The sequence below is a fragment of the Rubrivivax albus genome (assembly GCF_004016515.1).
GTDB classification, from domain to species: Bacteria; Pseudomonadota; Gammaproteobacteria; order Burkholderiales; family Burkholderiaceae_C; genus Rubrivivax; species Rubrivivax albus.
On the sequence record NZ_SACT01000065.1, the window covers coordinates 1 to 415 of the forward strand.

Annotated in this window: 1 protein-coding gene; it reads left to right on the forward strand. The window is 38.8% G+C overall.

Annotated elements, in window-relative coordinates:
* Window positions 1–130: 130 nt before the first annotated feature.
* Window positions 131–415 (forward strand): glycogen/starch synthase (locus ENE75_RS26115; RefSeq protein ID WP_259371728.1); only part of this gene is annotated, 285 nt, incomplete at its 3' end.

The window sequence follows — 415 nt, forward strand, 5'->3', positions numbered from 1 at the left end:
TCAAATAGTTGTTGTTGAAGGGCTGAAAGTATGCAAGAAATTGCTTTGCGAAAAATTATTTATTCATTTTTGGTAACAGTCAAAGTCCTTCCTATATTCAGGTCATCAAACAGTTACAAATTCTTGCCAAATGGAAATACTTCATGTTAGTGCCGAATGTTACCCCGTGGCAAAAGCCGGTGGTTTAGGCGATGTGGTGGGAGCTTTACCCAAATATCAGCAGGATGCAGGTCATCAGGCCAAAGTGGTAATGCCGATGTACCGTACTAAATTTCTTTACAACAACGATTTTGATGTAGTGCATAAAGGCTACACCAATATTGGCGACTATTTCTTTGACTATACCATCATCAAAGAAAAAACAAACAAGCTGGGCTTTGGTCTTTACCTCGTTGATATAAATGGCTTACTCGAT